Source organism: Streptomyces sp. NPDC052107 (genome assembly GCF_040680215.1).
In the GTDB taxonomy this organism is placed as follows: domain Bacteria; phylum Actinomycetota; class Actinomycetes; order Streptomycetales; family Streptomycetaceae; genus Streptomyces.
In genome coordinates this window covers 48,241-61,349 of record NZ_JBFAWG010000045.1, presented here as the reverse complement: position 1 = coordinate 61,349, position 13,109 = coordinate 48,241, and the positions used below count along the sequence as shown (strand labels likewise).

9 protein-coding genes and 2 pseudogenes are annotated in these 13,109 nt (G+C 70.4%); 4 read left to right on the top strand and 7 right to left on the bottom strand.

What is annotated here, in order from left to right; translation table 11 throughout:
- Positions 1-88 precede the first annotated feature (88 nt).
- Together AB0M27_RS32400 and AB0M27_RS32395 are read right to left on the bottom strand one after the other, a co-directional pair.
- A pseudogene (locus AB0M27_RS32400) lies at positions 89-1,263 on the bottom strand (pectate lyase); the annotation flags it as partial.
- A 193-nt stretch (positions 1,264-1,456) separates the two neighbouring features.
- The gene (locus AB0M27_RS32395) at positions 1,457-1,804 is read right to left on the bottom strand and encodes a DoxX family protein (protein ID WP_365727038.1); all 348 of its coding nucleotides are present in this window, start codon (positions 1,802-1,804) and stop codon (positions 1,457-1,459) included.
- A 108-nt stretch (positions 1,805-1,912) separates the two neighbouring features.
- On the opposite strand from AB0M27_RS32395, the gene AB0M27_RS32390 reads away from it, so the two are divergent.
- Positions 1,913-2,605, top strand: coding sequence for a hypothetical protein (locus tag AB0M27_RS32390; RefSeq protein WP_365727037.1), 693 nt, complete (start codon positions 1,913-1,915; stop codon positions 2,603-2,605).
- Positions 2,606-2,668: 63 nt separating this feature from the next.
- Here the strand turns inward: AB0M27_RS32390 and aspS are convergent, their stop codons facing one another.
- Entirely contained in the window at positions 2,669-4,432 is a 1,764-nt protein-coding gene (gene aspS / locus AB0M27_RS32385; RefSeq protein ID WP_365727035.1) for an aspartate--tRNA ligase, read from the bottom strand.
- A gap of 175 nt (positions 4,433-4,607) precedes the next feature.
- Between aspS and AB0M27_RS32380 the strand changes: the two are divergent.
- Positions 4,608-6,701: pseudogene (locus tag AB0M27_RS32380) on the top strand (SpoIIE family protein phosphatase); the annotation flags it as partial.
- Here AB0M27_RS32380 and AB0M27_RS32375 read toward each other — a convergent pair.
- Entirely contained in the window at positions 6,692-7,876 is a 1,185-nt protein-coding gene (locus AB0M27_RS32375) for an AI-2E family transporter (RefSeq protein WP_365727033.1), read from the bottom strand. The pseudogene AB0M27_RS32380 and the gene AB0M27_RS32375 sit on opposite strands and share 10 nt — an antisense overlap.
- 99 nt (positions 7,877-7,975) lie before the next feature.
- On the opposite strand from AB0M27_RS32375, the gene AB0M27_RS32370 reads away from it, so the two are divergent.
- Complete coding sequence (locus tag AB0M27_RS32370) at positions 7,976-8,614, top strand: MerR family transcriptional regulator (RefSeq protein WP_365727031.1); 639 nt, start codon at positions 7,976-7,978, stop codon at positions 8,612-8,614.
- 113 nt (positions 8,615-8,727) lie between these two features.
- On the opposite strand, the gene AB0M27_RS32365 is transcribed toward AB0M27_RS32370, so the two are convergent.
- The 3 genes from AB0M27_RS32365 to AB0M27_RS32355 all read right to left on the bottom strand — a co-directional run bounded on the left by AB0M27_RS32365 (position 8,728) and on the right by AB0M27_RS32355 (position 10,807).
- A complete protein-coding gene (locus AB0M27_RS32365; protein ID WP_365727029.1) occupies positions 8,728-9,705 on the bottom strand; it encodes a pirin family protein in 978 nt (325 codons plus the stop codon).
- A gap of 118 nt (positions 9,706-9,823) precedes the next feature.
- Entirely contained in the window at positions 9,824-10,327 is a 504-nt protein-coding gene (locus AB0M27_RS32360) for a hypothetical protein (RefSeq protein ID WP_365727027.1), read from the bottom strand.
- Between the two features lie 6 nt (positions 10,328-10,333).
- A complete protein-coding gene (locus tag AB0M27_RS32355; protein WP_228621500.1) occupies positions 10,334-10,807 on the bottom strand; it encodes an SseB family protein in 474 nt (157 codons plus the stop codon).
- A 385-nt stretch (positions 10,808-11,192) separates the two neighbouring features.
- On the opposite strand from AB0M27_RS32355, the gene AB0M27_RS32350 reads away from it, so the two are divergent.
- Complete coding sequence (locus tag AB0M27_RS32350; RefSeq protein ID WP_365727040.1) at positions 11,193-13,019, top strand: acyl-CoA dehydrogenase; 1,827 nt, start codon at positions 11,193-11,195, stop codon at positions 13,017-13,019.
- Positions 13,020-13,109: the final 90 nt, after the last annotated feature.

Here is a 13,109-nt window from a genome sequence, read left to right as displayed (position 1 = left end):
CCTAGAGAAACGCCCTCCAGGCGGCCACACCCATGTCCGCCCAGGTCAGAGGCCAGATTCGATCCTCCAGGTCACCGAATTAAGTCGAACCCGGGGTGAGCGTAGGCGTCCAGTTCACGGTCGCCCTGATCTTCTTCGAGTTCGCGGCGTTGTAAGCGGCGACCAGGTCGGTGACCGTGCCGTTGACGAGGTTGCCGCTGCCCGCGACCGAGCCGGTGCCGTCGCCGCTGAGCAGCCCCGCGATCTTGCCACCGGACGGCACCTTCCAGTAGTTGTCCTGGGCCACGACCTGGGCCTTCGCACGGGAGTTGATGCTGTACAGGGGCGCGTAGCCGTCGATCGTCGTCGTGTCGTAGACGTTGTTGTAGACGCGGATCTGTCCGATCCGGGCCAGCGGGGCGCGTTGGACGATGCCCTTCCACACGTTGTGGTGGAGGGAGACGCGCAGTTTGCCGGTGCTGTCCTTGTCGCTGCTGCCGATCAGCATCGTCTTGTCGTGGTCGGTGAACCGGTTGCGCTCGACGGTGATCAGGTCGGAGCCGTTGGTGATGTCGAGGTCGCCGTCGTGGATCTGGTACTGGCGCCCGTAGTACGTCGGGTCGCCCGTGTCGAGGTGCGGCGCGTCGGTGAACGTGTTGTGGTCCGCTCAGACATGGGTCGCGCCGCGCAGGGTGACCGCGTCGTACTGCGAGTTCCAGTTGCGTCGTCGCCGTCCGTCGGATCCCACTGCGGGAAGCAGTCCTCGGTCGCCGAGAAGGTCAGGTTGCGGACGATGACGTAGCCGACACTCTTCAGCTGCAGGCTGCCGCCGGTAATCCCGGCGTTCGTGCCCGGCACGCCGACGATGGTGGTGTTGGCCGGCACCTTGAAGACGATGGTCGCCGCCTGCTTCTTCTGCGCCGCCGCGCGGGCGGTCTCCTGCGTGCCGGAGGGCAGCTTGGAGCGGCCGTAGGTGGCGGGGCCATAGGCCTTGAGGTACGCCGAGAGCGAGTAGCCCGTGCCCTTCGCGTAGTCGGCGCAGGTGAGTTTCTCGCCGCTGTCGTCGGTGTTGGCGTCGATGGTGCCCTTGACCTTGATGATCCGGGGGGTGGTGTCGGAGGCCGAAGCCAGGGCCTTCACCAGCTGGGCGCGGGTGGAGACGGTGAAGGGGTGCCCGGCGTCGGCCTTCGAGCCGCCGGTGGTCCCGGTGCCGGAGGCGGCCCAGCCGTCCTTGGCGGGGAGCGTCCGGTGGTACAGGTCGGCGGCGTCGGCGTTCGCGCTCATCACGAACACCCCGGCACCGACGCCCGCGGCCACGACGGCGGCGGACACGGCGAGGGTGTGCCGCTTGCGGAGGGACCGGCGGTGGAGGGAGCAGCCACGGAGGAGTCCTTAAGGGTGTGCTGAACATGCCTTACGACTCCTCAGTGGCCGTTGTGGCGAAGGAAGTTGCCGCCGCGTGGTGAGTAATTTCGGCTCAAGAGGCGTGCCCGAGGATGAGCGCGCCGACGACCGGTGCGGCGTAGACGAGCGGGAACGGGATGTGCGCGTACCAGCGTGCCCGCGCCACGGTGACCGCGGCTCCGAGGAAGTAGGCCACCAGCCCGATCCCGGCCAGCACCCCGATCACCGGCACGAACAGCCCGGCCACCAGCCCCACGGCCCCGGCGGCCTTGGCCAGCCCGAGCAGGGTCCACCAGCTGCGCGGCACCGAGTAGTCGGTGAGCGCCTTCACGATCCAGTCGGCCCGCATCAGCAGCACGGCCCCGGAGAACCCGGCCATCAGCGCGGCGAGCAGGGTGACGACGACGTAGGCGATGTGCATGAGAGGCTCCCGTGGAGAGGTGATCCGACTGCGGACGCCTCTCTGACACCGGCGCTCGTGGGCGTGTGACAGGGATCCGGAAAAAATCTCTGGCAAAGTACCGGTGTCGTGAACCTCCCCGAATCCCACCATCGGCTCCTCGCCGACGTCGTCACCGCGGGCGGCCCCCACGGACTCGTGCTCGCCGGTGGATACGCCCTGCAGGCGCACGGACTGGTGCAACGCCCCCACGCGAATCTCGACTTCGCCACGGAGAGCGCCGAGGGCATGGACCGGATCGCCGGTGCCGTCGGTGCGGCCCTGGAGGCGCGGGGCCGGCAGGTGCGCCTCGGGCCCGCGGGCGTGCTCACCGCCCAGCTGACCGTCACCGACCCGCCGACCGGCGAACCCTCCTCCCTCGCGCTGCACAAGGAGGCCTTCTGGCAGCCGCCGGCCCTCACCGAGTACGGACCGGCCCTCTCCCTGGAGGACGCCGTCGGTACGAAGATCCGGGCGCTGTACGACCGGGGCGCGGCCGTCGACCTGATCGACGCGCGGGCCGCCGCGGCCCGGTTCTCACTGCCGGACCTGGAGGAACTGGGCCGCCGGCACGCCCACGACCCGTTCGACCTGCCGACCCTGCAGTCCCGGCTGACGGGCACGGACTTCTACTCCGACCGGGACTTCATCCGGTACGGCCTGGACGAGGCCGAGGTCACCGACCTGCGCGCCTGGGCCCAGCAGTGGTCCGACGACATCGCCGAACGGCTGCTGGAGGACGGCGCGTCGCCCGACGCGGCGGACGGGGAGGACGGGGACTGACGACGGAGAGGCCCGGAACCCCACGCCGGGGGTTCGGGGCCTCTCCCTTGAAACTCTGCCGTACTACTTCGGCTGCGGCTTCCTGATGTTCAGGTGCAGCTCGCGCAGGCGGGCCTCCTCCAGCTCGGTCGGGGCGCCCATCATCAGGTCCTGGGCGTTGCCGTTGAGCGGGAAGGCGATCGTCTCGCGGATGTTGGGCTCGTCCGCGAGGAGCATGACGATGCGGTCCACACCCGGGGCGATGCCGCCGTGCGGCGGGGCGCCGAAGCGGAACGCGCGGAGCATGCCCGCGAACTTCTCCTCGACGGTCTCGCGGTCGTAGCCCGCGATCTCGAAGGCCTTGAGCATGATCTCCGGCTCGTGGTTCCGGATGGCACCGGAGGACAGCTCGACACCGTTGCAGACGATGTCGTACTGCCAGCCCAGGATGTCCAGCGGGTCCTGGGTCTCAAGCGCCTCCAGACCGCCCTGCGGCATGGAGAAGGGGTTGTGCGAGAAGTCGATCGCGCCGGTCTCCTCGTCCTTCTCGTACATCGGGAAGTCGACGATCCAGCAGAAGCGGAACACGCCCTCCTCGAAGTGGCCGGCGCGGCGAGCCGCCTCCACCCGCACCGCACCCATGATCTTGGAGACCTCGTCGAACTCACCCGCGCCGAAGAAGACCGCGTGGCCGGGGGCCAGGGACAGGCGCTTGGTCAGCTCGGCGACGTTCTCCTCGGTGAGGAACTTCGCGATCGGGCCGGACAGCGCGCCGTCCTCGCCCACGCGGACCCAGGCCAGGCCCTTCGCGCCCAGCGAGACGGCGAACTCGCCGAGCTGGTCGAAGAACTTGCGCGGCTGGTCCTGGACGTCCGGGACGGGCAGCGCACGCACGTGCTTGCCGGCGAAGGCCTTGAACTCCGAGCCCTCGAAGACATCGGTGATGTCGACCAGCTCCAGCTTGGCGCGCAGGTCCGGCTTGTCCGAGCCGTACTTCAGCATCGCCTCGCGGAACGGGATGCGGGGGAACGGGGACGTCACGTGACGGCCGCCGCCGAACTCCTCGAACAGCTCGGTCATGAGCTTCTCGATCGGCTGGAAGACGTCCTCCTGCTCGACGAAGCTCATCTCGACGTCGAGCTGGTAGAACTCGCCGGGCGAGCGGTCCGCGCGGGCGTCCTCGTCGCGGAAGCAGGGCGCGATCTGGAAGTAGCGGTCGAAGCCGGAGATCATCAGCAGCTGCTTGAACTGCTGCGGGGCCTGCGGAAGCGCGTAGAACTTGCCGGGGTGCAGGCGCGAGGGGACCACGAAGTCACGCGCACCCTCGGGGGAGGTGGCGGACAGGATCGGCGTCGCCATCTCGTTGAAGCCCATCGCGGCCATCTTGTGCCGGATCGCCGAGATGACCTGGGTGCGCAGCATGATGTTGCGGTGCATGCGCTCACGGCGCAGGTCCAGGAAGCGGTACTCCAGGCGCCGCTCCTCGTTGACCCCGTCCTCGGTGTTGATCGTGAACGGCAGCGACGCGGCGGCGCCCAGCAGCTCGACCTCGGCCACCTCGACCTCGACCTCGCCGGTGGGCAGGTCCGGGTTGATGTTCTCGGTTCCACGTGAAACAACGCGGCCGTCGACGCGGACCGTGGACTCCTTGGAGACCTTGTCCAGGGCCTCGTACGCGGGCGTGCCGGGGCGGGCCACCAGCTGCGTGATGCCGTAGTGATCGCGCAGATCGATGAAGAGGATGCCGCCCAGGTCGCGCCGATTGTGCAGCCAGCCACTCAGCCGGACGTCGGTGCCGACGTCAGAGGCGCGGAGCTGGCCGCAGGTGTGGGACCTGTACCGATGCATCGTCGTTCATCGTCCTTCGTGTGTGGGTCTGCGGGGGAGAGGTGCTCTCCCCGGCGAGAACGGGCACGGGGCCCGGACCCATCAAGGGTACCGGGCACCCCAAGATCGGCTCCCCACCATTACCGTTCGGTCACCTAGGTGGCATCCACCGGTCATATGTTCCTAAAGTGGGGCGATGCGTACTGGCGAGCCCCTCCCGTCCGTCGGAGACCTCCTCGCCGCCCTCGCGACCGGGCTGTGGCACTGGGACACGGCCGCCGGACTGGTCACCGTGGACGCGGAGGCGGCGCGGTTGCTCGGGCTGCCCGCGGAGCCGACCACCCTCACGGAGGTCCAGACCCGGGCCCGGCTGCACCCGGAGGACTGGAACGAGATCACCGGTGTGGTCCCGCTGGCGGTCGACGAGGGCACGCTCGCCGAGGTGCGCATCCGGATCATGGACGAGCAGGGCGACGTCCTGCGGGTCGTCCGCAGCCGGTCCAAGCCGTCCTTCGACCCCGAGCGGCGGGCGTACGAGCTGATCGGCACCCTCCAGGAGGTCACCGAGCCGACCCCGGGCACCCGGGCCGCCCGCAGCGCGGTCACCGGCGACTGGCGGCGCTCGCGGGAGGCGTTCCTGCTGGACGCCGGCCGGGCGCTGGCCGAGGCACGGTCCACGGCCGAGGTGCTGCGGGTGGCCGGCGGCCTGTCGATGCCGGGATTCTCCCCGGACGGGCTCGTGGTCTTCGGGGTGGAGGGCGACCGGCTGACGATCACCGGCCAGCACGGGCACCAGTCCGGCGACATGAACCCCTTCTCGGACATGCCGCTGACCACCGACTATCCGGCGGCCGAGGTCGTCCGCACGGGCCGCGCGGTGTATCTGTCCTCCCCCGAGGAGTACAAGGCCCGCTACCCGGCGACCTGGCCGCTCGCCCGGCACTTCGGCCGCCGCTCGTGGGCCTTCCTGCCGCTGACGGCGGCCGGACGCCCGATGGGCGCCTGGATGGCGGCCTTCGCCTATCCGGTGGCGTTCACGCCCGACGAACGGGCCGTGCTGACGACCGTGGCCCGGATGCTCGCCCAGGCGCTGTCCCGGGCTGGCGCCGAGGAGTCCGAGCGGGAACTGACCGAGGGCCTGCAGCGCTCCATGCTGCCCTCGCTCGGCCCGGAGATCCCCGGGATGCAGGTGGCCGCCCGTTACATCCCGACCGGCGGCGGACTCCAGGTCGGCGGCGACTGGTACGACATGATCCCACTGCCCTCCGGCCGCTTCGCGCTGGCCATGGGTGACGTCCAGGGCCATGACGTACGGGCCGCGGGCCTCATGGGCCAGCTGCGCATCGCCCTGCGCGCCTACGCCTCCGAGGGCCACCGCCCAGACGCCGTGCTCTCCCGCGCCTCCCGCTTCCTGCACGGCATCACCCACGACGACCAGATGACCGACGTCCGCTTCGCGACCTGCGTGTACGTGGAGGCCGACCCGGCGACCGGGATGCTGGAGATCGCCCGCGCCGGGCACCCGGACCCAGCGATCCGGATGGCCGACGGCACGGTGATGATGCGGCCGACCGCGGGCGGGCTGCCGCTGGGCGTGGACCCGGACGCGGACTATCCGACGACCCGGTTCGCCCTGGAGCCCGGCGAGACGCTGATGCTCTGCACCGACGGCCTGATCGAGACCGGGGGGCACGACCTGGACACCGGCTGGCACCGGCTGCGCGCGATCCTGGAAGAGCACCCGGGGGACGACGGGGTCGATCTGGAGTCGCTGGCCGACGCGCTGGTGCAGGGTGTGCACGGGCCGTCCTCGCACCACACCACCGGTCCCCTGGCCGACCGCCGCGAGGACGACATCGCACTGCTTCTGCTGGGCCGGCCGCTGGACGGCGCCGTACGGACCGCGATACGGCGCACGCTGCTGTCCGTGGCGCAGGACGAGCCGGACCGGATCGCCGAGGCCCGCCGGCACCTGGGCGAGCTGCTGCACGACTGGGCCTCGCCCGAGCAGATCGACTCGGCGGTGCTGCTGGTCTCCGAGATGGTCACCAACGTCCTCGTCCACACCGACACCGATGCGCTGCTGCTCGCCGAGGTGACCGGCGAGGCGGGCGCGCGCGGGCTGCGGGTGGAGGTCACCGACGCGGGCGACGACCTCCCGCACAAGCGCCGCCCGGGCGAGCTGGCGTCCTCGGGCCGCGGCCTGATGCTGATCGAGCTCCTCGCGGACGCCTGGGGGGTGAACCCGCGGGGCGAGGGCAAGAGCATCTGGTTCGAGCTCTATGAGTCGGGGGGTGTGGCGGGGGGTGCGGCGGAGGGCGGCGTATCCGAGGGACGCGCGGCGGAAGGCGATGCGTCGGTGGACGCCGGGTCGGAAGGCGATGCGTCGGTGGACGCCGGGTCGGAAGGCGATGCAGTGGAGGGCGACGAGTCGGAGGGCGCCGCGTAACGCGTCCGCAGCTCCTGTACGACCCCGAAGGCGGCCGCGGTCAGCGGTACCGCGAGCAGCATCCCGAGAATGCCCGCGACGGACGCCCCGGCCGTGATGGCGAGCATCACGGCCGCCGGATGCATCTGCACGGTCCGGCTCTGGATGGCCGGCTGCAGCACATGCCCCTCCAGCACCTGCACGGCGAGGACCACCCCGAGCGCCCACAGCGCGATGACGAAACCGCGGTCGGCGAGCGCGACCAGGACGGCCACCGCGCCGGAGATGAAGGCGCCGAGATACGGGATGTAGGCGCCGACGAAGACGAGCGCGCCGAGCCCGACCGCGCCGGGCACCTGCAGGATCAGCAGGCCGACGGTGATGCACACGGCGTCGATCAGTGCGATGAGGGTCGTCCCGCGCATGAACCCCTCGACCGCCTCGAAGGCGCGCCGGGCGACGGCCTCCAGGGTGTCGGCGGTGCCGCCGGGCGCCACGGCCCGCAGGACCTCCACGGCCCGGTGGGAGTCGCGCAGGAAGAAGAAGACGAGCAGCAGGGCGAGCACGGCCATGGCGATGGACTCGCCGACGACGCTGACGCCGCTGATGACGTTGGCCGCGGCCGTACCCCCGAACTTGCCCAGCAGCTTGCGCGAGTTCGCGGCGAGGTCGTCGAGTCCGGTGCCGGCCGCCCCGAAGTGCTGTGCGACCCCCTTGGCGGCGTCCCGCAGCGAGGCGATGATCTGGTCGCCGGTGTCGATGAGCGCGGCGACGACGATGTACACGGCACCGCCGACGACGGCCACCACGGCGACACAGGTGAGCCCGGCCGCCACCGACGCCTGCACCCCGCTCCGCACGAGCCGCCGGTACAACGGGCCGAGCAGCGCGGTGCCGAGCAGGGCGAGCAGCACCGGGGTGACGGCGGTACGCAACTCCCCGCACAGCCGCACTCCGACCCAGCCCACCCCGGCGACGAGCAGCAGCACTGCGCACCAGGCGGCGAGGCGTCGAACGGGGTCGGGCAACAGCTGCACGCGTCCAGCGGATCATGGGCGCCGACGGGTGTCCTGCCGCGCGGGGCCGGGCGGGTGAGGTGCGGCTCCGGCGGGCCGGGAGGCTCGTATCCTCGCCCCATGCGTATCGGAGAGCTGGCGCAGCGCACGGGAGTCCCGGTTCCGACGATCAAGTACTACGCACGGGAGGGCCTGCTGCCGCCCGGCGAGCGCACCAGCCCCAACCAGGTCCGGTACGACGACACCCACGTGCACAGGCTCAAGCTGATCCGGGTGATGCTGGAGGTGGGCGGCATGTCCGTGACCGCGGTCGGACAGGTGCTCGCCCGGATGGACGCCCCGGACCGCACCGTCCACGGGATGCTCGGCGGCGCCGCCCGGCCCGCCGGCAGCCGGACCGCCGCGGAACGGGGCAGCCCGCAGGACCGCGAGCGGGCCGAGGCGGACGCGGCCGCGCTGGTACGCCGGCACGGCTGGCGGGTGGAGCCGGAGAACCCCGGCTGGGTGGCGCTGGTCCAGCTCATCCTGACGTACCGCGACCTGGAGCGGGAGGATCTGCTGGCGCTGCTCGACGAGTACGCCTCGGCGGCCGGCCGGCTCGTCGGTGCCGAACTGGCCACCGTGTCCCGGGTGCCGACCGCGGACGGCAAGATCGAGGCCGTGGTGCTGGGCAGGGTACTGGGCGACGCCGCGATGGCCGCACTACGCCGGATCGCCCAGGAGGACGCCTCGACCAGGACGCCGGTGCCCTCGGCCTAGCATCGGATCCCGGCCGGCCTCTTCAGCCGACCGAGGCGGATGGTGGGTGGGTATGGGCCCTGGGGTCCAGGGGGCACAGCCCCCTGGTACGCCCGCGCCGGTACCGGGAACCGTCAGGCCTGCGGACCCTCGCCGGTCATGCCGTGCACCGCGGGAATCGTCCCCAGCCGCCCCTTCTGGAAGTCCTCGAACGCCTGCATCAGCTCGTCCTTGGTGTTCATGACGAACGGCCCGTAGTGCGCCATGGGCTCACGGATCGGCTGCCCACCGAGCAGGACGACCTCCAGGTCCGGCGTGTGGGAGTCCTGCTTCTCGTCCGCGCGGACGGTCAGCGAGGACCCGGCGCCGAACACCGCGGTCTGGCCGAGGTGGATCGGCCGGCGCTCCGTACCGACGCTGCCGCGGCCCGCGAGGACGTAGGCCAGCCCGTTGAAGTCCTCCCGCCAGGGCAGGGTGACCTCGGCGCCCGGGGCGACGGTCGCGTGGATCATCGTGATCGGGGTGTGCGTGATGCCGGGACCCTTGTGGCCGTCCAGCTCGCCCGCGATGACGCGCAGCAGCGCACCGCCGTCCGGGGTCGTCAGCAGCTGGACGCTGCCGCCGCGGATGTCCTGGTAGCGCGGGGCCATCATCTTGTCCTTGGCCGGAAGGTTCACCCACAGCTGCAGGCCGTGGAAGAGACCGCCGGACACGACGAGTTGCTCCGGCGGCGCCTCGATGTGGAGGAGGCCCGAGCCCGCGGTCATCCACTGGGTGTCGCCGTTGGTGATGGTGCCGCCACCGCCGTTGGAGTCCTGGTGGTCGAAGACGCCGTCGATGATGTAGGTGACGGTCTCGAAGCCGCGGTGCGGGTGCCAGGGGGTGCCCTTGGGCTCGCCGGGCGCGTACTCCACCTCGCCCATCTGGTCCATCATGATGAACGGGTCGAGGTGGCGGTAGTGGATCCCCGCGAACGCCCGGCGCACCGGGAAGCCCTCGCCCTCGAACCCGCTCGGAGCGTTCGCGACGGCCAGCACCGGACGCGCCACGGCGTCGGCGGGAGCGGTCACACGGGGCAGGGTCAACGGGTTCTCGACGGTCACTGCAGGCATGGTCGGTACCTCCTTGTGCGCTCACTTTAGTTGAGCGTTGAACTTTCTGCCACCCCTAACGGAACGAGCCCGGAGGGAATTCCCTCCGGGCTCCGGGCGACAGCGGCTCCCGCACGGGTCAGGAGAAGGCGAACGTCACGGCGATCACGGCCGCCCTTGCAGCGCCCACCAGCACCGGAATCCCGAACACCAGCAGCAGGACGACGCCGAAGACGAACATCCCCGCGGTACCGGTTCCGACCTGACTGCTCCCGTCGGGGTCCGCGGGGTCGTACAGGATCCGCACCCATGCGGCACCGCCCGTATCGGCACCGATGCACTCGCGCCGCGTCCCCCGCGCGTCGGTGCAGGAGTACACCCAGCGTGTCAGGGGGCCGTTCTCGGTACCGATCCCATGGGACGACTCCAGCCGCCCTTCCGCCGTGACGCCCCTCGCGCGCAGCACCCACACCGCGCGTACCGGCCGGAAGCCGCCCCGCGCGGCCAGACACCCGCAGGCGACCAGACCGGGAACGCAGAGCCAGATCACGAAAGACGCCCACCCCCCGACGACCCCCAGCACCCCCGCCGTCAGCGCGAAGACCCCGCCGCCGGCCCACCACAGCCGCCGTCCGCGCAGCAAGGCCGGCTAGCCGTACATCCGCCGCATGGCGAAGTCGACCATCTGCTCGACCGCCTTCGCGTCGAAGACCATCCGGTGCTCGCCCTCCATGTCCAGGACGAAGCCGTAGCCGGTGGGCAGCAGGTCGATCACCTCGGCGCCGGTGATCACGAAGTACTTGGACTCCTTGCCCGCGTACCGGCGCAGCTCCTTGAGCGAGGTGAACATCGGGATCACCGGCTGCTGGGTGTTGTGCAGGGCGAGGAAGCCGGGGGTGTCGCCGCGCGGGCAGTACACCTTCGACGTGGCGAAGATCTGCTGGAAGTCCTCGGCGGACATCTGTCCGGTGGTGAAGGCCCGCACCGCGTCCGCGAGGGAGGGCGGGGACGGCTCCGGGTAGAGCGGCGGCTGCTGGCCGTACCCGCCGACACCGCCGGGCATCTGCTGCTGCGGCGGGGCGTACTGCTGCTGAGCGCCAACGTTCTGGTCGTAGCCGTACATGGGCGCAAGAGTACCGAGGGAGGGGGGCGGAGCGGGGGCCGGAGTTATTCGTGCAGCGAGCATTGAGGATCGCTGCCGGTGAGGGGCGAGTCGACGACCCGTACCGCGTGATCGGCGTCGACCAGCCGGGGACGGGTCCCGCGGCGGCGGAGGGGATGCGAAGAGCCCGGCCGATGGGGATACCGGGCGGTCACCTGCCTTTCGCCGGTCACCCGGAGCGATGGGCGGCCCTGCTCACCAGCGCCGCGGAGTAGACCCTTCTCACAGTTGCACGTGCAGGGGTTGCTTCTTATTACCGACGGGTAGCATCATCTAGCTACTTGTTGGTACGTGAACTAGGTGCGAGGAGTCAGTGCCTCGCCGATCCCTCTACGGAGCCGTGGCCATGGGGCACTACAAGTCGAATCTCCGCGACATCGAGTTCAACCTCTTCGAAGTACTGGGGCGCGACAAGGTGTACGGCACCGGCCCGTTCGAGGAGATGGACGTCGACACCGCCAAGAGCGTCCTGGAGGAGCTGACCCGCCTCTCGGAGAACGAGCTGGCCGAGTCCTTCGCCGACGCCGACCGCAACCCGCCGGTCTTCGACCCCGAGACCAACACCGCGCCGGTCCCGGCGTCCTTCAAGAAGAGCTACCAGGCCTTCATGGACTCCGAGTACTGGCGGCTCGGCCTGCCCGAGGAGATCGGCGGCACCACCTCGCCGCGCTCCCTGATCTGGGCCTACGCCGAGCTGATCCTGGGCGCCAACCCGGCCGTGTGGATGTACTCCTCGGGCCCGGCGTTCGCCGGCATCCTCTTCGAGGAGGGCAACGAGGTCCAGAAGCACATCGCGAAGATCGCCGTGGAGAAGCAGTGGGGCTCCACGATGGTGCTCACCGAGCCCGACGCGGGCTCCGACGTGGGCGCCGGCCGTACCAGGGCGATCCAGCAGGAGGACGGCTCCTGGCACATCGAGGGCGTGAAGCGCTTCATCACCTCCGGTGAGCATGACATGTCCGAGAACATCCTCCACTACGTGCTCGCGCGGCCGGAGGGTGCCGGTCCGGGCACCAAGGGCCTGTCCCTCTTCCTCGTCCCGAAGTACGAGTTCGACTTCGAGACCGGCGAGCTGGGCGTGCGCAACGGCGTCTACGCCACCAACGTCGAGCACAAGATGGGCCTGAAGGCCTCCAACACCTGCGAGATGACCTTCGGCGACCAGCACCCCGCCAAGGGCTGGCTCATCGGCGACAAGCACGACGGCATCCGCCAGATGTTCCGCATCATCGAGTTCGCCCGCATGATGGTCGGCACGAAGGCGATCTCCACGCTGTCCACCGGCTACCTGAACGCGCTGGAGTACGCCAAGGAGCGCGTCCAGGGCCCGGACCTGGCGAACTTCATGGACAAGGCCGCGCCCAAGGTCACCATCACCCACCACCCGGACGTGCGCCGCTCGCTGATGACCCAGAAGGCGTACGCGGAGGGCATGCGCGCCCTCGTGCTGTACACCGCCTCGGTCCAGGACGCGATCCAGATCAAGGAGGCGGCCGGCGAGGACGCCTCCACCGAGCACGCGCTGAACGACCTGCTGCTGCCGATCGTCAAGGGCTACGGCTCCGAGAAGGGCTACGAGCAGCTCGCCCAGTCGCTGCAGACCTTCGGCGGCTCCGGCTTCCTGCAGGAGTACCCGATCGAGCAGTACATCCGGGACTCCAAGATCGACACCCTGTACGAGGGCACCACCGCGATCCAGGGCCAGGACTTCTTCTTCCGGAAGATCGTCCGCAACCAGGGAGCCGCGCTGAACTCCCTCGCCGAGGACATCAAGAAGTTCCTGGCGCTCGGCACCGGCGGCGAGGAGCTGGCGGGCGCCCGTGAGCACCTGGCCAAGGCGGCCGTGGAGCTGGAGGCGATCGTCGGCCTGATGCTGACCGACCTCGCCGCCACCGAGCAGGACACCAAGAACATCTACAAGGTGGGCCTGAACACCACCCGCCTGCTCATGGCCTCCGGTGACGTCGTCGTCGGCTACCTGCTGCTCAAGGGCGCCGCGATCGCCGCCGAGAAGCTGGCCACGGCCTCCGCCAAGGACAAGGCCTTCTACACCGGCAAGATCGCCGCGGCGAAGTTCTTCGCGGCGAACGTCCTGCCGGGCGTCACCCTCGCCCGCAAGGTCGCCTCCGGTGTCGAGCTGGACCTGATGGAGCTGGACGAGGCCGCGTTCTAGCGGGTACGTGCCGGACGTTCCGGCAGGTACGTGCGGATTCCCTGTGCGGGCCCGCTCCCTTTCCGGGAGCGGGCCCGTGCACGTCGTTAA